Annotated in this window: 16 protein-coding genes; 5 read left to right on the top strand and 11 right to left on the bottom strand. The window is 61.7% G+C overall.

Features of this window, described 5'->3' with window-relative positions; genetic code table 11:
* On the top strand, positions 1-765 hold a 765-nt coding region (locus VGH41_RS23055; protein ID WP_331599941.1), incomplete at its 5' end, for a TonB-dependent receptor domain-containing protein.
* Positions 766-797: 32 nt separating this feature from the next.
* Here the strand turns inward: VGH41_RS23055 and VGH41_RS23060 are convergent.
* Both VGH41_RS23060 and VGH41_RS23065 read right to left on the bottom strand, forming a co-directional pair.
* On the bottom strand, positions 798-1,214 hold the full coding sequence (locus VGH41_RS23060) for a DUF934 domain-containing protein (RefSeq protein ID WP_331599942.1): 417 nt from the start codon (positions 1,212-1,214) through the stop codon (positions 798-800).
* The gene (locus VGH41_RS23065; RefSeq protein ID WP_331599943.1) at positions 1,211-2,998 is read right to left on the bottom strand and encodes a nitrite/sulfite reductase; all 1,788 of its coding nucleotides are present in this window, start codon (positions 2,996-2,998) and stop codon (positions 1,211-1,213) included. Before VGH41_RS23065 ends, VGH41_RS23060 begins: the two co-directional genes overlap by 4 nt.
* A gap of 298 nt (positions 2,999-3,296) precedes the next feature.
* On the opposite strand from VGH41_RS23065, the gene VGH41_RS23070 reads away from it, so the two are divergent.
* A complete protein-coding gene (locus VGH41_RS23070) occupies positions 3,297-3,485 on the top strand; it encodes a DUF2970 domain-containing protein (RefSeq protein ID WP_331599944.1) in 189 nt (62 codons plus the stop codon).
* A gap of 30 nt (positions 3,486-3,515) precedes the next feature.
* Here the strand turns inward: VGH41_RS23070 and VGH41_RS23075 are convergent, their stop codons facing one another.
* The 3 genes from VGH41_RS23075 to VGH41_RS23085 all read right to left on the bottom strand — a co-directional run bounded on the left by VGH41_RS23075 (position 3,516) and on the right by VGH41_RS23085 (position 7,362).
* Entirely contained in the window at positions 3,516-4,931 is a 1,416-nt protein-coding gene (locus VGH41_RS23075) for a PLP-dependent aminotransferase family protein (RefSeq protein ID WP_331599945.1), read from the bottom strand.
* 168 nt (positions 4,932-5,099) lie between these two features.
* Positions 5,100-5,843: an SDR family oxidoreductase gene (locus VGH41_RS23080; protein WP_331599946.1), complete on the bottom strand. Its 744-nt coding sequence runs from the start codon at positions 5,841-5,843 to the stop codon at positions 5,100-5,102.
* 307 nt (positions 5,844-6,150) lie between these two features.
* Complete coding sequence (locus tag VGH41_RS23085) at positions 6,151-7,362, bottom strand: MFS transporter (RefSeq protein WP_331599948.1); 1,212 nt, start codon at positions 7,360-7,362, stop codon at positions 6,151-6,153.
* 289 nt (positions 7,363-7,651) lie between these two features.
* Here VGH41_RS23085 and VGH41_RS23090 point away from each other — a divergent pair, with 289 nt between their 5' ends.
* From VGH41_RS23090 to VGH41_RS23100, 3 genes are read left to right on the top strand one after another with little or no spacing between them, the layout of a single operon-like run.
* The gene (locus tag VGH41_RS23090; RefSeq protein ID WP_331599949.1) at positions 7,652-8,320 is read left to right on the top strand and encodes a (2Fe-2S)-binding protein; all 669 of its coding nucleotides are present in this window, start codon (positions 7,652-7,654) and stop codon (positions 8,318-8,320) included.
* A 13-nt stretch (positions 8,321-8,333) separates the two neighbouring features.
* Complete coding sequence (locus VGH41_RS23095) at positions 8,334-9,341, top strand: xanthine dehydrogenase family protein subunit M (RefSeq protein WP_331599950.1); 1,008 nt, start codon at positions 8,334-8,336, stop codon at positions 9,339-9,341.
* Between the two features lie 22 nt (positions 9,342-9,363).
* A complete protein-coding gene (locus tag VGH41_RS23100; RefSeq protein ID WP_331599951.1) occupies positions 9,364-11,604 on the top strand; it encodes a xanthine dehydrogenase family protein molybdopterin-binding subunit in 2,241 nt (746 codons plus the stop codon).
* 105 nt (positions 11,605-11,709) lie between these two features.
* Here the strand turns inward: VGH41_RS23100 and VGH41_RS23105 are convergent, their stop codons facing one another.
* From VGH41_RS23105 to VGH41_RS23130, 6 genes are all read right to left on the bottom strand, one after another.
* Positions 11,710-12,597 (bottom strand): amidohydrolase family protein, encoded by an 888-nt coding sequence (locus tag VGH41_RS23105; protein WP_331599952.1) that lies wholly within the window; start codon positions 12,595-12,597, stop codon positions 11,710-11,712.
* Between the two features lie 72 nt (positions 12,598-12,669).
* Positions 12,670-13,968 carry an MFS transporter gene (locus tag VGH41_RS23110; protein ID WP_331599953.1) on the bottom strand — a complete coding sequence of 433 codons (1,299 nt, stop codon included), beginning with the start codon at positions 13,966-13,968 and terminating at the stop codon, positions 12,670-12,672.
* Positions 13,969-14,452: 484 nt separating this feature from the next.
* Positions 14,453-15,607 (bottom strand): alcohol dehydrogenase, encoded by a 1,155-nt coding sequence (gene yqhD / locus VGH41_RS23115; RefSeq protein ID WP_331599954.1) that lies wholly within the window; start codon positions 15,605-15,607, stop codon positions 14,453-14,455.
* A gap of 176 nt (positions 15,608-15,783) precedes the next feature.
* Positions 15,784-16,401, bottom strand: a complete 618-nt coding sequence (locus VGH41_RS23120) for a TetR/AcrR family transcriptional regulator (protein WP_331599955.1) — start codon at positions 16,399-16,401, stop codon at positions 15,784-15,786.
* Between the two features lie 17 nt (positions 16,402-16,418).
* On the bottom strand, positions 16,419-17,420 hold the full coding sequence (pdxA, locus tag VGH41_RS23125) for a 4-hydroxythreonine-4-phosphate dehydrogenase PdxA (RefSeq protein WP_331599956.1): 1,002 nt from the start codon (positions 17,418-17,420) through the stop codon (positions 16,419-16,421).
* Positions 17,417-18,340: nucleotide-binding domain containing protein (locus VGH41_RS23130; RefSeq protein WP_331599957.1), on the bottom strand; the 924-nt coding region annotated here is incomplete at its 5' end. The genes pdxA and VGH41_RS23130, both read right to left, overlap by 4 nt.

An 18,340-nucleotide genomic window follows, 5' to 3' on the forward strand; every position in this document is an offset into this window, starting at 1 on the left:
ATCGGCATCATGCCGATCGGTCCGAACGGTCAGGACGAAAACGTCATCACGCAGGGCAACCCGAATCTGCAACCGGAACGCACGAAGAACTACAACATCGGCTTCGAACTGTCGCCGACGCGTACGACCGACATCGGCTTCGACTGGTACAAGATTCACGTCGATAACGCGATCGGTACACAGATCAATCCGGCTGGCACGGTCTTCAACGCCGATGGTTCGATCGCCTACATGGTCAACTCGTACGAGAACCTGGGTTCGTTCGATACCGATGGCTTTGAAACGACTTTCTCGCAATCGCTGCCCACGAAGATTGGTACTTTCCGGTTCTCGGCTGACTGGGCCTACGTGTGGCACTTCAAGATGAACGGGGTCGGCGGTCTCGCCTCGACGGTCGACGGCGCAGGTAATGACCTGACACTCGCCCAGCCGTTTGGCGGATCGTTCCCGCGCTGGAAGGGCAACACGGACCTGTCGTGGAATTTCCATCAATGGAATGCGGATCTGGCATGGCAGTACACCGGTCCATACTCCGACGCACTGGGTCTGAACTACTCCACCGCATCCTATAGCGTGTTCAACCTGAACGTGGCGTACACGGGCTTCAAGCACTGGACGATCTATGGCGGCATGAACAATATCTTCAACAAGGCGCCTCCGTACGATCCGCTCTGGCTCGGCCAGATCGATCAGACCGGTTACGACCAGTCGCTGTACACGTACATGGGCCGTTACCTGCAAATCGGTGCAACGTACAAGTTCTAACGGGCAATAGCGTCAAGTTGTAGATGTACCTCTCACGGTCGCTCCGACTCCCCTTCTCCGGAGCGACCGCTTTTTTCATCGACAGCGTCCGCCTGATAGTAGCCAGGGAAACGCTCGAACTGCCGTATCGCATCACCCGGGTCGACACCCTCTTTCAGAACCGCGCTGGTAAACCCCGTCCTTGCCATCTGCACGAGCTGATCGATCAGGACGTCGCCAGTCGCACGCAAATCGCCCTTGAAGCCAAGCCGGCGCCGCAACAGGTAAGCCTGACTGTAGGCCCGCCCATCCGTGAAATGCGGAAAATGCAGATCAATGCGGGCGATATCCGGAATCCGTTCAGCAAGCGTGATCGGGTCCGCGTCATTGGCAAGCTGAAGCCGGTTTGCGTTGTCTTCGGCAGCGTGATCGGACGCCGTCAGTATCTTCAGGTGCGTGTCGTTCGTCACAGCGTCACCTCCATTTTCCAACGCGCCTCGTTAGCCGCTGCCTTGAACGGTTCCGGTCCAACGCGCTTTAGCGTCTGGATAAAAGTCTCCCGCGCGCCGCCCGAATTTCGCAGATCGCGGTAAGTCGACAGAATCGCCTCGATGACATCGGGGATCTCTTGCGCAGAGAACGACGGGCCAATGACTTTTCCAGGCTGCGCCGCGCCACTCGCGTTCTTGCCGTCCGCTCCGCCAAGGGTGACCTGGTACCACTCCCGACCGTCCTTGTCGACGCCAAGAATGCCGATGTGACCGCTGTGGTGATGACCGCATGAGTTGATGCAGCCACTGATATGCAAATCGATCTCGCCAAGATCGTCGAGTTCGTCGAGGTCCTGGTATCGCTCGGCAAGCGCCTGCGCGACGGGAATCGAACGCGCATTGGCGAGCGCGCAAAAATCGCCACCTGGACACGCAATCATGTCGGTGAGCAAATGTACGTTCGCGCTTGCCAGATCCGCGTCGCAGGCCGTTTCCCAGAGCGCAAACAGGTCGTCCACATGGACCCACGGCAACACGACGTTTTGCGTATGAGTGACGCGCGCCTCACCGGCGGAGAAGCGCTCAGCGAGGCCGGCGACGATGTCGAGCTGTCCGGCCGTGGCGTCGCCAGGCGCTTGCAGCAGGCGCTTGAACGACAGCGTGACGATGCGCAACGCCGGATCTTTATGAAGCGCCACGTTGCGTTGCAGCCAACGACGGAAACGCGGATGCGCTTGCGATTGCGCGTGCAGATCCGCACCGGGACGCGCTTCGCCGCAGCGCGTCCGGCTGCTCAAGGCGGGTGGCACAAAAGACGCGCTGACACGTTCCAGCTCCGCTTGCGGAATGGAGTGCGGACCACCGTCCAGCTCGACGATCTGGCGAAACTCCTCGTCCACTTCGTCGATATAACGCTGACCCTCCGCTTTCACCAGAATCTTGATGCGTGCCTTGTACTTGTTGTCGCGCCGGCCGTAGCGGTTATAGACCCGCACCACAGCCTCGATATAGTTCATGATCTGATGCCACGGCAAAAACTCGCGCAGCACCACGCCGGTCATCGGCGTGCGACCCATTCCGCCACCCACTGCCACGCGAAAGCCCAGTTCGCCCACGTCATTCCTGAGGAGCCGCAGACCGACATCGTGCCAATCCGTCGCGGCCCGATCTTCGGTAGCACCCGTGATCGCAATCTTGAACTTGCGCGGCAGAAACGCGAACTCGGGATGCAGCGTCGTCCATTGACGCATGATTTCGGCGAACGGCCGCGGGTCGGCGATTTCGTCCGGGGCAACGCCTGCGCGTTCGTCGCAGGAAATGTTGCGAATGCAGTTGCCGCTGGTCTGAATGCCGTGCATGTCGACACTGGCAAGCAGGTCCATCACATCCGCAGCTTTCGAAAGAGGAATCCAGTTGAACTGAACGTTGGTGCGCGTGGTGAAATGCGCGTAGTGCGTCGGCAGATGCGAGGTACCGAGCTTTCGCTGTGCCTCGCAGGCAAGCCGGTAGACCTCGGCCTCAGGCTCATCGAACTCGCGCGCAATACGCGCCAGCATGCGCAGCTGCGCGCTTGAGAGCTCGCCGTACGGCACGGCGACGCGCAGCATAGGCGCGTGCCGTTGCACATACCAGCCGTTTTGCAGGCGCAGTGGGCGAAAGTCGTCTTCGCTGAGTTTCCCGGTCTGCCAGCGTTCGAGTTGGTCGCGAAACTGTGCAGCCCGGCTGCGCACGAATGATTTGTCAAACTCGGTGTACTGGTACATGGTCCGCCGTATCTTCCGCCACACAAGACGAATGGATCTGCGCGTCGGTTCGGTGGCAAAGCTCGCCAACGCTGGTGAACCGCCAACAGTAGAGATAACGGCGCTTGCCGGAAAGTAGCAGATGACGCAAAAAACGCCCTAGCAGATGCCCGGCAAGTGGCCTGACTGGGCCGCAACCCACTAGCGGAAACTAGAACTGCATTGCAGGAATAGTTCGCAACTGCTACTTCCTTGCACGTGCAGGACGGCCCAGACTGCCACCTGAGGTCAAACAATCCTGCCTTGAGAAGGTGATGCCATGAACCTGTTGAAGATGACGCGAATTGTGTTGTGGAGTTTTTTCGGTGTCCGCCGGGGTGCCGCGCATCAGGCTGATATGGCTGAGGTCAAGCTGCCGCTGTTGCCGTTTGTCGCGGTAGCGCTCGCCACTGGCTTCGGCGCCACGCTGTTTGCGCTCGCCAGGCTTGCAGTCAACGTCGCGCATTGACGCGCGTCGCACCTTCAGAGCGAAACTGGTTCACTCGCTGGGATGGTCGAGCAGCGAGCAGAAGGTTTTGACTGCGTTCTCCATTCTGTCACTCCACGGATGACCGAAATTCAGGCGCACGTGATCGCGAAACTCATGCTGTGCGGAGAAAACGGGACCCGGCGCAATGCTGATACCGTGCTCTATCGCGAGGCGATGCAACTGCATCGCCTCGACATGTCGTGGAAGCCGGACCCACAGAAAATAGCCTCCCGACGGCCGCGTCCAGAGCGAATCGTCCGGCATCCAGCGGTGCAACGCCGCATCCATCGCATCGAGCTGACTGCGAAATGCGCCGCGCAGCTTGCGCAGATGCTTGTCGTACCCGCCATGTTGAAGATAGTCCGCGACGCCCGCCTGAACCGGAATACTGGCCGACAAGGTGGTCATCAGTTTCAGACGCTGCACCTTGTCGGCGAAACGCCCCGCCGCGACCCAACCAATCCGGTATCCGGGCGCAAGCGTCTTTGAAAATGAACTGCAGTGCATCACGAGGCCTGTCTTGTCGAAGGCCTTGGCAGGCAGAGGGTAAGTCGGCTCGTGATGCAGTTCCCCATAGACATCGTCCTCGATCAGCGGGACATCATGCCCGGCAAGCAATTCGACGAGCGCCTTTTTCTTTTCCTGCGGCATTGCTGCGCCAGTCGGATTCTGAAAGTTGGTCATGAACCAGCATGCGCGAATGGGATGCGTGTGGAAGGCATCCGCGAGCGCTTGCAGATCGACGCCCGAAACCGGGTCGACTGGAATCTCCACGGCTCTCAGATCGAGCCGCTCGATCGCTTGCAGAGCGGCGTAGAAACCTGGCGATTCGACTGCCACGACATCGCCGGGCCGCGTCACCGCCATCAGACAGAGATTGAGCGCTTCGAGCGCGCCATTGGTGACGACGATCTCTTCCATCGGCTGGGCAATGCCCATTGCCATGTAGCGCAACGAAATCTCGCGACGCAGCGGCTCGTTACCCGGCGGAAGGTCGACCACGGTACTCCACGGACTGATCAGGCGGCTCGCGTGACCGAGCGATTTGGCGAGGCGCTGCAGCGGAAAGAGTGTCGGAGACGGAAACGCCGAGCCCAAGGGAACGATGTCGGGATGTTTAGCGGCCTCGAGCACCGAAAAGACCAGATCGCTGATTTCAACCCTGGCCGACTCCAAGGCGGCCGGCGGTCGCAATGTCGGTTGTGATTCGAGCGCGGCGCCCGGGGCCACGTAATAGCCGGAGCGCTCGCGGGCACGGATCAAGCCCCACTCTTCGAGAAGATAGTAGGCGCGAAACACGGTCGACTGGCTCACGCCGTGCTGCGTCGTGAGCTGCCTCAGAGACGGCATGCGAGAACCGACAGGGCGGTCGCCCGAACGGATTTCTTCGGCCATGGTGTTGGCCAGCGCTTCGAAACGTTTCATCTGACGGCCATGGTTCGACTGCTCTCACCCTGTGAGCGGATGCGCGGGTCCGTTATTGGAAACGGAACCATCGACCAGGCGATGTTGCCTCGAATGCGAAACCTGAGCAAGTGCGTCGGCGAGGACAAAGCGCGAAGCACGTGACTCGTGCTTCGCGCCGCTCGTCCGTTAAACCAGCACGTGGCCGCCGTCGACCACGACGACCTGGCCCGTGCTAAAGCCCTGCTGCATCAGATAGAGATACGTTTGCGCGACGTCGCTCGCCTCGCCGACCCGCTGTACCGGCATCTTTCCGGCGATATATTCGTAAAGCCCCGCGCGATCGGCTTCGCTCATGTTGTCCCACAGGGCGGTGCGCAAGACGCCCGGCGCGACAGCGTTCACGCGCAGCGGCGCAAGCTCGACAGCCAGGGTGCGCGTCAGCGACTCGATCGCGCCAAGGATGCTCGCCGGAATCGTCCAGGCAGGCAGCGGACGCGACGATGCCACCCCGCTCGTCAAGGTAATGGAGCCGCTCTTGCGAATCAGCGGCGCACCGTATTTGACTGCTTTGAGCGCGCCCCAGTAACGGACCTCGAAAGCTCGCTGCGCGTCGGCGATGCTGAGCTCGGCAAGGTTTTGCAGGAGCAGCGATTCGCCGGCGGTGTAGACGAGATGATCGAATGCACCGACGCGCTCGAAAAACGCGCTCACTTGCGCCTCGTCGGTGAAGTCAAGCGACTCGCCGCGCGTGCCTTTCGGCAATTGCTCCAGTGCGGCCGCGACGCGCTCCGCCCTGCTCGAGGCAATGATGACTTCGGCACCGGCATGCGCCGCAGCTTGCGCGACGGCAAAACCGATTCCCGACGTGCCGCCCGCAACGACGACCCGGCTGTGTTGAAGCGTGATGCTGGTAAGGTGGCTGTTTCCCATGCTTGTCGTATTCGTAAGAGAGTGGTCCACGCGGCAGCACGCAACGCTCAACGTCACACAGCACGTGCTGCCTGACTCCCGATTCATGCGTCACCGCGACCGCGTGCGAGTGTACGTGGTTTAAAAAAAAGTCGTCGAAGGCGTGCACGTCCACTTCATCTCACGATCGCTGCCACATCACAATGGAACCCTTTCCGCCGCGACCCGCGTCGGATTTTGCGGATTTCTAGCCGCGCTAGCAATCGCTTTCCGCAATTCAGATTTTTGAATTTGCGTTGCTATAGCCGGCGTCGCTTGAAGCAATCTTTCAACATGGAAGGTTGCCGCGGACCGCAGACAGTTTGCGCATGCGGCTGCGCTCCACCGTGATCGAAGCGAACCACAGCGCGAGGCCGCCAATTGCGAGCAAACTGCCCACCCATCCCGGTGCGGTCCATCCATAGCCCGCGGAAATAGCCAGCCCGCCGAGAAACGGCCCCAGCGCATTGGCCGTATTGAACGCGGAGTGATTCAGCGCGGCCGCCAGCCCCTGGGCATCTTCCGCCACATCCATCAGGCGCGTCTGCAACACCGTGCCGAGCGCGCCCCCAATGCCGATCAGGAACACATCCGCGGTGAGCAGCCAGACATTGCCCGCCACCAGCGGAAAGACTGCAAGCGCCACCGCGCTCCAGACCAGCAGCGCGCCGGCCGTGCGCATCAATGCGCGATCGGCAAAGATGGGGATCAGCAGATTGCCCATCGTCAGACCCACGCCGAACACACTCAGGACGATCGGCACGGCTTGCGCCGACACACCCGTGACGACGCCCAGCACGTCGGCCAGATACGTGTAAACCGCGAACATGCCGCCGAATCCGATCGCGCCAATGCCGAGCGTCAACCACACCTGCGTATGCCTGAGCGCGCCGAGTTCGCGCAGCGGGCTCGATTCCGGATGAGCCGGCTCATAAGGCGCAAGGCGCCACACACAGGTCATCGTCGCCACACCCATCAGGGCCACCAGCGCGAAACTCCAGCGCCAGCCGATCGCCTGCCCCAGCCAGTTCGCCATCGGCACGCCAATGATGGTCGCGAACGTCAGGCCGAGAAACATGCGGCCTACGGCCGCAGTGCGACGGTTTTCCGGCACGAGCGAGGTCGCCACCAGAGCCGCGACACCAAAATACGCGCCGTGCGGCAGCCCGCTCAGGAAGCGGAAGAACAGCATCCAGTGATAGTTGGGCGCCAATGCGCTCAGTGCGTTGCCAATCGCAAACATCCCCATCAGGAGGATCAGTAGCGTACGGCGCGGCAACCGCGCACCCAGCACGGCAAACACCGGCGCACCCACCACAACGCCCAGCGCGTAGGCGCTGATCACATGCCCCGCCGTCGGCGCATCAATTTCCAAACCGCGAGCGAAAAACGGTAACAGGCTCATTGTTGCGAATTCGGTCGTGCCAATTGCAAATCCGCCCATCGCGAGCGCGAAAATCACCCAGCCTGCATGGAATTTCTTGTTACCCGTATCACTCATTACCTGTCCTTAAATCGACCTTGCGGCGCTGGCCGCAAGGCGCATGGCACGGCTGCGCCAGATGCGGCGCTGAACTGTAGCGCATTCCGCGGCAGACCGCTGGGGGTTCCACCGCGGCAAAGTTCCCATCCTGCACGAGAAAAAGAGCCTCGTTCACCGCCACAACCATGCGCCATGGTCATGCCACTTTCGCGCCATTTTCGTGCCACCACGCTTGCCTATGATGTGCAATGAACGCGGGGACAATGCCTGTCCCCTTCCATACGTGGTTCAACGGGAGAATTGATCGATGCACAACGAACCTCAGCAACCGGAAACGGTTGATGATGATCATGCAACGAGTTTCGAACGGGTCTCGCGCCGCTCCTTTCTGACGCGCGTGGGCGCGGCAGGCGTCGCTGTGGGTACCGGGCAACTTCATACACTTGCACGTGCTGACTCCGGCAGTATCGGCGAGGACGCGGCGTCAACCAGCAATACGGCATCGGAGAGCGACTCCGTTCACGTGCAACTGAACGTCAACGGCACGCTTCATCAACTGGACATCGATCCGCGCACGACGCTGCTCGACTGCCTCCGCGAACACCTTCACCTTACCGGAACAAAAAAGGGCTGCGATCACGGTCAATGCGGCGCCTGCACGGTCCACGTGGATGGACGGCGCGTCAATTCGTGTCTGAGCCTTGCCGCTACGCACGAAGGCGAAGCCGTCACCACCATTGAAGGCATTGGACGGCCCGGCGCGCTGCATCCGATGCAAGCGGCCTTTGTCGAACACGACGGCTTTCAGTGCGGCTACTGTACGTCGGGTCAGATCATGTCGGCCGTCGCGCTGCTAAAAGAGCCATACGGGCACAGCGACGAAGACGTCAAGGAAGCGATGAGCGGCAATATCTGCCGCTGCGGCGCCTATTCGAACATCGTATGCGCGATCCAGCAAGTTCGCCGGAAAGCTTGAGCGGAGCAAACCAATGGAACTCTTTCAACTCAAGCGCGCAGCCGACGTCAAGCAGGCACTCGACATGGCCCAATCCGCCGCAGCCGGCCCGCAGAATGCTCCCGCTGTGCGTTTCCTGGCAGGCGGCACCACCCTGCTCGATCTGATGAAGCTGGACGTGGAGCGGCCGACCCACGTGATCGATATCCATCGTCTGGCGCTCGATCAGGTGGAAACGATCGAAGGCGGCGGCGTCATGATTGGCGCGACCGTGCGTAATACGGACCTCGCGAATCATCCGCTCATCAAGACGCACTATGCGGTCCTGTCACAGGCTCTGCTCTCCGGCGCTTCGGCTCAATTGCGCAACATGGCGACGACCGGCGGCAATCTGCTGCAACGTACGCGTTGCGTCTACTTCCGCGACACGGCGACGCCTTGCAATAAACGCGAGCCAGGTAGCGGCTGTGCCGCAATCGAAGGCTTCAATCGCAATCTCGCCATTCTGGGCACGAGCGAGCACTGCATTGCGACGAACCCGTCCGACATGAATGTCGCAATGACTGCGCTCGAGGCGACGGTTCACATCGAAGGTCCGCAAGGCAAGCGCAGTCTCGCCATTGACGACTTCTTCCTGCTGCCCGGCAATACGCCTGAGCGCGAAACGGCACTCAATCCCGGTGAATTGATCACGCATGTGACGCTGCCCGCCCCGGCGCCCGGCAATCGCAGTGCGTATCTGAAACTGCGCGACCGCGCCTCGTACGAATTCGCGTTGGCATCGGCGGCGGTCGTGGCGAGCGTCTCGTCAGGCAAGATCGATCACATCAGGATCGCGCTTGGCGGCGTAGGCGTGAAACCGTGGCGCTCACACGAGGCGGAAGCCGCTCTGCTCGGACGCGCACCCGACGCCGCGGCATTCGCTGCGGCAGCCGAAGCCGCGCTGCAGTCGGCACGCCCGCAGAGCCAGAACGGCTTCAAGGTCGAACTGGCCAAACGCTGCATTCAGCACGCCCTCACGCTTGCTACACAAACCGCCTGAAGCGACTGACGCGGAGAACACCATGCTATTCGCTACAAAACAAGCACAGCCGTTTATCGGCGGCGATTTTTCCAGAATCGACGGCCCGCTCAAGGTCAGCGGCCGTGCGACGTATACGTCGGATTTCAACTTGCCCGGCATGCTCTACGCCGTGCCTGTGTGCGCCACCATCGCCAAAGGACGCATAACCCGGCTCGATACCGCCGCTGCCGCCAGGATGCCTGGCGTTAAAGCCGTCTTTACGCGCGAGAACACCGGCAAGTTCTATCGTGTCGGCATTGCGTCGGATGCGCGCATCGACGAGAAGCGTCCGCCGTTCGAAGACGACAACATCTACTACTACGGCCAATATATTGCCGTTGTCGTGGCCGATACCTTCGAGCAGGCTACAGCGGCGTCGCGCGCAGTGAAGGCGACGTACGTGTCGAGTCAGCCGGACGTGCGCGTGGAGATGTCGGCGGAAGACAAACCTTCCGTCGATACCCAGCGCGGCGACGTGGATACCGCGTTCGCCGCAGCACCCGATACGCTCAAGCTCGACCAGACGTACACGACGCCCATCGAAACGCATAACCCCATCGAACTGCATGCGACCATCGCAGTCTTCGACGGCATGAACTACACGTTCTACGAAACCTCGCAGTCGATCGTCAACCAGCGCCACGTCATGGCGCAGATGCTCGGCGTGCCGGAAGATCAGGTACGCGTGATCATGAAATACCTCGGCTCGGGATTCGGCGGCAAGCTGTTCCCCTGGTCGCATTCGCTGCTTGCCGCCGCTGCGGCGCGCAACCTGCAGCGCCCCGTCAAACTGGTGGTGACGCGCGAGATGATGTTCCACAACGTCGGCCATCGCACCAGCACGCAACAGCGACTGCGTCTGTCGACGACGCCCGATGGACGGTTCACCTCGTTCCAGCAGGACTATGTCTATCAAACGGCGCGCCGCGAAACCCGTAAAGAGAACTGCGGGGAAACGACGGGCTATCTGTACAGCTCGCCTAACCTGCGCGCGACCGCCGCCTATGCACGCCGCGACATCGCACCTAGCACGTCGATGCGCGGCCCCGGTGCAGTGCCGGGCCTGTTCGCAATCGAATCCGCGGTCGACGAACTCGCGATCAAGCTCAACATCGATCCGGTCCACCTGCGCCTGATCAACGAGCCCGCCATGGACGAAGGCCTGAACGTGCCGTTTTCTTCGCGGCATCTCAAGGAGTGTCTGACGCTCGGCGCAGAAAAGTTTGGCTGGTCGCGCCGCACCACGCCGGTCGGTTCGATGCGCCGCGACGGTCTCGTGGTCGGCTGGGGTGTCGCTGCCGGATCGTGGGCGGCGCGGCGCTTGCCCGCTGAGGTGATCGTCGAGTTGCATGGCGACGGCACCGCGCGCGTGTCCACTGCAACGCAAGACGTCGGCACGGGCACGTACACCATCCTCGCGCAGATGGTCGCGAATCTCACGGGCATCGCGCTTGACAGGATCTCCGTGGTGATCGGCGATACGCGTCTGCCGCCCGGACCCATGTCGGGCGGCTCGATGGCCACCGCGTCGCTGGTGCCGGCCGTCGGCCAGGCCACTCAGGCCGCCATCCAGCAGCTTCTGGCAACCGCCGCAGGCGCGGACAACTCGCCGTTCAAAGGACAACCGGTCGACGCACTCGCTCTTGAACAAGGCATGGTGTATCGCAAGGGAACCTCGCCGGGCGCGGGCGTGCCATTCGAACGGGTCATGGCGCCTGCGGACGTGAACATCGTCGTGGGCCGGGGCCGCTCCGGCGCAAGTCAGGACGATGCGGACGCAACCAAAGTGTCGATCCACTCATACTGTGCGCACTTCATCGAAGTCACATGGCAGCCGCAAACGGCGCGCCTGCGCGTCAGCAAGGTGGTGAGCGTGATCGACGGCGGCAAGATCATCAATGCACGCACCGGTCTGAATCAGATTGAAGGTGCGATCGTGATGGGTGTCGGCATGGCGCTCTTCGAGGAGACGCATTACGACGCCCGTTCGGGCGCGCCGCTCAATCGCAATCTCGCGGACTACGTGATGACCACCCATGCCGATTCACCCAAAATGGACGTCACGTTTCTCGACTATCCGGATTTCGCACTGAACCCGCTGGGTGCGCGCGGTGTGGGCGAGATTGGCATGGCGGGGATCGCGCCCGCGATCACCAGCGCGGTTTATCACGCGACCGGCGTACGGGTGCGCAATTTGCCGGTACGGCTCGAAGATCTGCTGGCGTCGAAAGTGGCCGCGTAGGAACGACACTAGCGAATGCGGCGCCCCTACTACTTGGGGGCGCCGTCACTACAGAGTGGGATTTGCCGGGCGCCTCGCTTGTGCCGAGCTATATCCTGCAAGCGATCAGAACCCATACAACTGATGCGCATTCGTGGTGAGAATCGCGCTGCGCGTCGCCTCATCCGGTGCCCACTGCGCCAGTGTGTCAAGCAACTGCCCCACCGTCGGCATGGTGTGCCACTGCGCGACGTGCGGCCAGTCGGAACCCCACACACAGCGCTGCGGTGCTGCCTCGATCAGGGCGCGAGCGTAATCCGTAGTGTCGCCATAAGGAGGTTCTGCGGCGCTCAGCCGATACGCCCCCGACAGCTTGACCCATGCTCCATTGCGCACGAGACCAAGGAGCCGCTGAAAACCCGCTGACTTGACACCTGTTGCCGCAGGCATGTGACCCATATGATCGATCACGATCGGCGAGCGGATCTTTTCGAGTTGCGGCGCCATGTCTGGCAGATTCCGCGCGTCCAGCAGAAACTGAATATGCCAGCCCCAATCACGCGCGAGCGCATCGTACTCCGCCAGTTGCGAGAAGCCGATACCACCACCGCCGAACAGCAGGTTCAGCCGCAGCCCCACCGCTCCCGCATCGCACATGCTCTGATACGCCGCGTCACCCAGACCCAGCGACGGCACCACGACGCCGCGCAAGCGCTCGGGATTGGCGCGCAGCGTTTCCAGTAGCAGCGTATTGTCCTGGCCATGCACGCTGACCTGTACCAGCACGCCGTATTGCGAGCCCGTATCGTCGAGCATCTTCAGATACGCCGCAGCGGTAGCCGGCGGCGGCGTATAGGCACGATCCGGCATCCATGGATAACGCGGTGGTTCGCCGATCACATGCGCGTGGGTATCCACGGCGCCGGCCGGCATCACAAAGCGCGAAGGTCCGGACTGCACCGCCGCGGGAGGCGGGCACAGCGGCGCGTCACTATTGTTGCTTGAAGCGGTCATCAAATGATTCCTGGATTCGCGGGACGTTAGGCGCCCCGCATCACTGCAAAGCGTGTGGCTTCGAGAAACGTCTCAGGTTCCGCGCGGCACCGACTTGCCGCTGCTCGATCCGGCTGGTTGCGCGGGCAACAATTGATCGGCGTCGTCGAGCCGGCGTCCGCGCGTTTCCGGCAATGCTAACGCCGCAATGAATACCGTTGCGTTAGCAATGACCGCGAGGATGCAGATTGCGTTACCCAGTCCGGTCTTCACGCTCATCACGCCGACCAGCGCCGGAAACAGCGCGCCGACGCCACGCCCGAAATTGTAGGTAAAGCCTTGGCCGTTGGCGCGCAAAGCAGCCGGGAACAGTTCGGTCAGATGCGCGCCGATGCCACCGAAGATTCCCGACGCGCAGAAGCCAAGCGGAAAACCCAGGTAGAGCATTTGCGCGTTGGTGAAGTTGACCTTCGTGTAGGCGATCGTGGAGACCGCGGAAAGCAAGGCGAATAGCAACATGTTGCCGCGCCGGCCAATGCGATCCGAGATGTAGCCGCCGCTGGCATAGCCGATAAACGAGCCTGTAATGAGCACCGCGAGATACCCGCCTGTGCCGATCACGGAGAGGTGTCGTTCCGTGCGCAAAAACGTGGGAATCCACGTGGCGATCGCATAGTAGCCGCCTTGCAGGCCGGAGCACATCAGCGACGCACACACGGTCGTGCGCAACACACCCGGCGCAAATATCTGCAAAAACGACGGACGATTGCCCGCTACGCGCATTATTTTCTGCGCTTTATTGAAGCTCTCAGGTTCTGCGACATGCTTGCGAATATAGAACACCAGCAGCGCCGGCACGATGCCTACCCAGAACATGCTGCGCCATGCGAGCGCTTCGGGTAGCACGGAGAACGCGACCGTGTAGAGAATGGCGGCAAGGCCCCAGCCAATTGCCCAACCGCTTTGCACGACACCCACCGTCTTGCCGCGATGCTCAGGCTTGACGATTTCCCCGATCAACACAGCGCCCACGGCCCACTCGCCACCGAAACCGAAGCCTTGCAACGCGCGAAGCACAAACAGTTGTTCGAGGTTTTGCGCCCAGCCGATCAGGAAGGTAAATGCCGAAAACCAGATGATGATCCACTGCAGGACCTTTACCCGGCCAAAGCGATCCGCGAGAATGCCCGCGACCCATCCGCCGGCGGCCGAACAGAGCAAACTGACCGTGCTCAGCAAGCCGATTTCGCCCTTGCCGATGCCCCACAGCGTCATGAGCGACGTCACGACAAAGGTGAACACCATGAAGTCGAAGGCGTCGAGCACCCATCCGGTGAAGGCCGAATGGAACGTGGTGCGTTCCCCTTTGCTGAACGACGCGTACCAGTTCATCGCGTGTCTCCGTCGGCGCAGCCTGAATTTCGCTGCTAGTAGACCGATGAGTATTGCAACTTTGCAGTCGCGCGAAAAGTCAGTTTCACAATAGTCAGTCGATAAAGATTTTTGCGTCCCCAGCTCTTCGCTATGGTTTCGTCACTTGCGTTGAAGGAGTGCGCCATGCCAGCCCAGCTACACCCCTTTGAGGAAATCTCTTTTGCGTATAAGGGGCTTCAGGTTCTGCGCGCGCGGTCTTAAAGTCGGCACGCACCTATCACCTCAGATAGCGTGCTTCATCGTTTTGAGCCCCGCCCATCCTCACGGCGGGGTCTTTTTCCCCATACACACATTCGCGATCACGACATGGCGCCGGCATCTCGCGAGGGAAAAGCGCTTCTGGAGCAGTGGCAAGTCAGGATCTCAAGCAAACCATCGTGCTCTGAATGCCTGACTCGCCACCATGTCATGCCTTTTAGCCGACGCTCAATGCGTCAGGCCGTCACACTGCAAACTGATAAACCTGGCGACTCACTTCGAGCGTCACGTCGCCGCGTTCGCCCAATGCTGTCATGCCGTGCTCTTCGAGTTTTGCCATCAGTGCATTGATCGCACTGCCGCCAATCTGGTAGTCGCGCAAACGCGTGCCCACCGACATGCGTTCGAAGAACACACGGGTCGCCGTAATGGCCGCATCGATCCGCTGGTCTTCGCTGCCCGTCGTAATGTTCCAGACGCGCGCCGCGTACTGCAGCAACTTCTCGCGCTTCTGATGACGGCGCACGCTCAGCATGGCCGGCAAGACGATAGCAAGCGTTTGCGCATGATCGAGGCCGTGCAGCGCCGTGATTTCGTGACCGAGCATATGCGTCGCCCAGTCTTGCGGCACGCCTGCGCCAATCAGGCCATTCAGCGCCAGCGTCGCGGTCCACATCAGATTCGCGCGCACGTCGTAGTTGTGCGGCTCCGCCAGCGCCTGCGGACCCACTTCCGTCAGCGTGATCAGCAAACCTTCCGCAAAACGGTCCTGCACCTTTGCGTCGACGGGATAGGTCAAATACTGTTCGACGATATGCACGAACGCGTCGACCACGCCGTTGGCGATTTGCCGCGGCGGCAGCGAATAGGTGGTCGTCGGATCGAGCACGGAGAAACGCGGATAGGTCGCTTCGCTGCGAAACGGCAGCTTGTCGGCTTTCGCGCGGTAGGTAATCACACCACCATTGTTCATCTCCGAACCGGTGGCAGGCAGGGTCAGCACGCTGCCGAACGGCATCGCATCTTTGACTTCAGCCTGCTTCGCGAGAATGTCCCACGGCTCGCCGTTGAACTTCAGCGCGGCCGCGATGAACTTCGTCCCGTCGATCACCGATCCGCCGCCCACCGCCAGCAGAAAGTCGATGTTCCGTTCGCGCGCGACCGCGACGGCCTGCATCAAGGTTTCGTAGGTAGGATTCGGCTCGATGCCTTCAAACAGGTACCAGGCGCGTTCGCCGAGCGCGGCCTGTACCTGTGCCAGCACGCCGTTGCTCTTGATACTGCCGCCGCCGGACGTGATCAGCACGCGCGCGTTGGCCGGGACCTCTGCATCCAGCGCGGCAATCTGCCCTTCGCCGAACAGGATTCGAGTGGGGTTGTGGAACGTAAAATTTTGCATTGAATCACTTTCCTTACATTGATATGACCGGTCGTCTCAAACGCGCACGAAGCAACCGTGCGCCGGCGAAGATCTCTAGTCCGACCGGGTGGGGACCGCTGTTGTTGTGTTATGTGCTGCTGGTTTTGCTGCGTGACTGACTACATGGGGTGCTACGTGGGTTGCTACATGGGGTACTACGTCATTAACTGCGGGGATTTGAAAAACAGATCGAACATCGAATGCACGCAGGCTTTCAGCGGCTCTACCGAATCCTCCAGCTTCATGCGCAACAGGCTGCCTTCCCACATGTTCCAGAAGAGATCCGCCATGACATCAGCAGAGAGATCGCGGCGCACCGAACCGAACTCCTGGCCGCGCCGGAGGTAGTCGGCGCAGCCCACGCGCCATTCGTCAACGGTGGCGCGCGCGGTCAGCCGGCACAGGTCGCTCGATTGTGCGATCTCGCCGGCAAAATTGCCGAGCAGACAACCGCACCGATCGTCACATGCTTCGTAGTCGGCAACGATGCGCTCGTAGATGCCGCGCAGCGCCAGCAGCGGATCGGCCGCATCCGCTTCTTGCGAATACTGTTGCCACTCGCTCGCCTGCTCGTCGGCGTAGTAACGCAGAATCGCGGCACCGAACGCCTCCTTGCTGTCGAAGTAGTTGTAAAACGAACCCTTCGGCACACCGGCACGCGCGACGATATCCTTCACGCCCGTGCCGTGATAACCGGTCTCCGCGAACAGCGCGACACCGGCTTCGAGCAACTTCTGATGAAAATCCGCGGTACGTCGTGGAGATGTCGACATCGCTTCGCTTGCCTGCCTTACGCGCGTCGCGTCGCCAGTTCGGCGCCCTGGCGCAGCGCTTCGAGCAGACTGCGTTCGTCGGCCACGCCCTTGCCGGCGATATCGAACGCGGTGCCGTGATCGACCGAGGTACGGATGACGTCGAGGCCCACCGTCACGTTTACGCCCGCTTCGAGACCGAGCACCTTGACGGGTCCATGCCCCTGATCGTGGTACATCGCGACCACCAGATCGAAGTCGCCACGGCCCGCGCGGAAGAACAGCGTGTCGGCAGGCAGCGGACCTTCGATGTCCCAGCCGCGTGCGCGCAGCAGCTGCACGGCCGGGACGATCTTCTCTTCTTCCTCGCCGTAACCGAACAGGCCGTTTTCCCCGGCATGCGGGTTGATGCCGCACACGCCAATCCGCGGCTTGGCGATGCCCGCCTTCACCAGCGTGGCATGGCCGCGTTCGATCGTGCGCTGCACGAGACCCGGCTCGATCTTGCGGATGGCGTCGATGATGCCGATATGCGTCGTCACGTGAATCACGCGCAGTTTGGGCGCGACCAGCATCATCGACACTTCGTCGATGCCGGTCAGATGCGCGAGCATCTCCGTGTGGCCGGGATACTTGTGCCCGCCCGCGTGCAGCGCTTCCTTGTTCAGCGGCGCGGTGCAGATGGCGTCGATGTCGTCGACCTTCGCCAGTTCGACGGCGCGCGCGATGTATTGATACGCAGCGTCGCCCGCCAGTGCGGACAGCTTGCCGAACGGCAAGTCAGCGGGAATCAGTGCGAGGTCGATACAGTCGATCGTGCCCGGTTCGTAGCGCGCTTGCGACGGCTTTTCGATGCGGCGCACTACCGCGCTGCCGCCGACGAGCTGATTGGCCTGTTCGAGGCGCGCGGCGTCGCCGATCACCAGCGGACGGCACTGCTGATAGACGGAGTCGTGCGTCAGGCTCTTGACGATGATCTCAGGACCCACGCCCGCTGCGTCGCCCATCGTGATGCCGATGACTGGAAGATAGTTGCTCATGATGTTTTGCCTGAATTCAGTTGGTTCGCTTCTTGAACCGATGAGAGTGCGGCTTGCGGCGCGCCGCGAAGATGCAGGTAGGCGCCGTACAGCGCGTGCTCGCTGCCGAACGCGCCGGCTTTGGTGACGACGGTGAGCCGCTCGTGTCCATGCGGACGCGCAACCGCCACGCCCGGCTCGATTTCCGATAGCAGTTGCAGACTGTCGATGCCCGCTGCGCAGAGCATCGCGCGCGCGGTTTCGCCGCCGGTAGCGATCAGTCCGCTGAGCTGCGCAAAGAACGGCGCAACCAGCGCGGCGAGTGAGGTCGACAGGTGCGCGCCTTCGGCCGGATCGAAGGCATCGTCGCGGCCAATCCGCACCAGCAGATCAGTGCGCGCGCCAAGTTGCGCGCCAACGCGGGCTTGCCACTCGGCCCACTGGGCATGAGACTCGCCCTCGCGTAACACCGCCGGCGGAATCACAAGCTCGCCGACGCCTGCGCGTTCACGCAGCATCGCGCATTGCTGCGCCGACACAGTGGAAAGACTGCCGACCAGAATCAGCACCGCGCCGCCCGCAGCGGGTACCGTGGACGGCGCGGCGTTATCTGCCGATGCCGCATCGAACACGTCGGTCAGCGAAGCCAGTTCGCGCGCGAGACCACCCGAGCCGACCCAGAAGAATGCTTCGTCAAGCGAAGCGGTTGCCTGCGCAAGCGCTCTCAGGTCGGAATCGGTTTGCGCATCGACGATCAATGCGTGGGTGCCGCTGCGCGCCACTACGCGGATCGCATCGCGCAGCGCCTGAAGCTCGCCGCGTAACGCGCCGACACCGAGCAGCGCGATGCCAAGACCGGTGGCCTGCACCATTGCTCTGAGGTCGGCGGAGCGCTCGGCGTGTTCGAGCTGCCACGTGTCGGTGTTTTCGAGCGGCACGCC

It is taken from the genome of Paraburkholderia sp. (assembly GCF_036488795.1).
Lineage (GTDB): Bacteria > Pseudomonadota > Gammaproteobacteria > Burkholderiales > Burkholderiaceae > Paraburkholderia.

Bases quoted from the DNA above. Each gene is read 5' to 3' on its own strand.
- VGH41_RS23100 (WP_331599951.1), top strand. From the start codon at position 9,364: ATGCTATTCGCTACAAAACAAGCACAGCCGTTTATCGGCGGCGATTTT.
- VGH41_RS23120 (WP_331599955.1), bottom strand. From the start codon at position 16,401: ATGTCGACATCTCCACGACGTACCGCGGATTTTCATCAGAAGTTGCTC.
- VGH41_RS23070 (WP_331599944.1), top strand. From the start codon at position 3,297: ATGAACCTGTTGAAGATGACGCGAATTGTGTTGTGGAGTTTTTTCGGT.
- VGH41_RS23105 (WP_331599952.1), bottom strand. From the start codon at position 12,597: ATGACCGCTTCAAGCAACAATAGTGACGCGCCGCTGTGCCCGCCTCCC.
- pdxA (WP_331599956.1), bottom strand. From the start codon at position 17,420: ATGAGCAACTATCTTCCAGTCATCGGCATCACGATGGGCGACGCAGCG.
- VGH41_RS23075 (WP_331599945.1), bottom strand. From the start codon at position 4,931: ATGAAACGTTTCGAAGCGCTGGCCAACACCATGGCCGAAGAAATCCGT.
- yqhD (WP_331599954.1), bottom strand. From the start codon at position 15,607: ATGCAAAATTTTACGTTCCACAACCCCACTCGAATCCTGTTCGGCGAA.
- VGH41_RS23110 (WP_331599953.1), bottom strand. From the start codon at position 13,968: ATGAACTGGTACGCGTCGTTCAGCAAAGGGGAACGCACCACGTTCCAT.
- VGH41_RS23085 (WP_331599948.1), bottom strand. From the start codon at position 7,362: ATGAGTGATACGGGTAACAAGAAATTCCATGCAGGCTGGGTGATTTTC.
- VGH41_RS23090 (WP_331599949.1), top strand. From the start codon at position 7,652: ATGCACAACGAACCTCAGCAACCGGAAACGGTTGATGATGATCATGCA.
- VGH41_RS23080 (WP_331599946.1), bottom strand. From the start codon at position 5,843: ATGGGAAACAGCCACCTTACCAGCATCACGCTTCAACACAGCCGGGTC.
- VGH41_RS23095 (WP_331599950.1), top strand. From the start codon at position 8,334: ATGGAACTCTTTCAACTCAAGCGCGCAGCCGACGTCAAGCAGGCACTC.
- VGH41_RS23065 (WP_331599943.1), bottom strand. From the start codon at position 2,998: ATGTACCAGTACACCGAGTTTGACAAATCATTCGTGCGCAGCCGGGCT.